Source organism: Gordonia sp. i37 (assembly GCF_002043085.1).
In the GTDB taxonomy this organism is placed as follows: Bacteria; Actinomycetota; Actinomycetes; order Mycobacteriales; family Mycobacteriaceae; genus Gordonia; species Gordonia polyisoprenivorans.
Window position 1 is genome coordinate 1 of record NZ_MVPX01000089.1, and the last position, 910, is coordinate 910.

Below are 910 nucleotides of genomic sequence, written 5' to 3' on the forward strand. Positions count from 1 at the left end.
CCCGTGTCCGGTTCGGGTGCACCACGGGCGGTTTGAGGACCACATCGGTCGCGACAGGTTCGACGTGGTGACCTGTAATCCGCCGTACGTGCCGGCTCCTGGCATCGACGACGGCGTGGCGATCAGTCCCGGCCCGCGACATGCGTGGGACGCCGGCCCGACCGGCCGCGACGTCCTGGACCCGTTGTGCGCACACGCATCTGAATTCCTCGAGCCCGGCGGGACCCTGCTGCTGGTGCAGTCGGAGTTCGCCGACATCGACGCTACGGTGAATGCGTTGCGCGCCAACGGTCTCGACGCTCACGTGATGGCGGTGCGGTGGGTGCCGTTCGGGCCGGTGATGACCGCGCGCGCCGAGTGGCTCGAAGGTCTTGGGCTGCTCGAGAAGGGCCGCCGGACAGAGGAACTCGCCGTGGTGCGAGCGATCAGGAAAGGTGCGGCATGAGTGACGCGACCCCCATCCGGGTGACACGAGGTGGTCCGATGCTGGTGCCCGGGCCCGTCGACATCGAACTCCCCGACGGCACCCACGTGCGCTCGGATCGGTTCATGGTCGCGGTGTGTGCCTGTGGGCGCAGCCGCACATATCCGTTGTGCGACACCAGCCATCGGCGCCGTCGGCGGGAGTAGCGCGCTCTGGGTGGGCGGGTCCTGGGTGGGCGGGGCAGGCCGGCGCGTCAGACCGGCACAGATGCGACCCCGGCCAACACCGGCCCGGTCTCCCATGCGGCGGTCAGCCCCGCCTCGAATGCGTCCTCGACGAACAGGAATCCGCGGATGCCCAGGATCACATCGGCTTCGAGTTCGGGCTCCTCGGCGAGTAGTGAGCCCACCACGTCGCGGCGCAGGACCTGCTCATGGACGGCGTCGGCCTCGACATGTTCGCGATAGAACAGCCGGCACGGCTCCC

General features: G+C 69.3%; 2 protein-coding genes and 1 pseudogene. 2 read left to right on the plus strand and 1 reads right to left on the minus strand.

The window, feature by feature from the left end; genetic code table 11:
* Together B1964_RS03825 and B1964_RS03830 are read left to right on the plus strand one after the other, a co-directional pair.
* A pseudogene (locus B1964_RS03825) lies at positions 1 to 445 on the plus strand (methylase); the annotation flags it as partial.
* Positions 442 to 630, plus strand: a complete 189-nt coding sequence (locus tag B1964_RS03830; RefSeq protein ID WP_006370782.1) for a CDGSH iron-sulfur domain-containing protein — start codon at positions 442 to 444, stop codon at positions 628 to 630. The pseudogene B1964_RS03825 and the gene B1964_RS03830, both read left to right, overlap by 4 nt.
* A gap of 47 nt (positions 631 to 677) precedes the next feature.
* Here B1964_RS03830 and B1964_RS03835 read toward each other — a convergent pair.
* Positions 678 to 910 (minus strand): iron-containing redox enzyme family protein (locus tag B1964_RS03835; RefSeq protein ID WP_139765618.1); only part of this gene is annotated, 233 nt, incomplete at its 5' end.

What these genes read in the sequence shown, in the direction of transcription:
- B1964_RS03830 (WP_006370782.1), top strand. Translation starts at nt 442, where the DNA reads ATGAGTGACGCGACCCCCATCCGGGTGACACGAGGTGGTCCGATGCTG.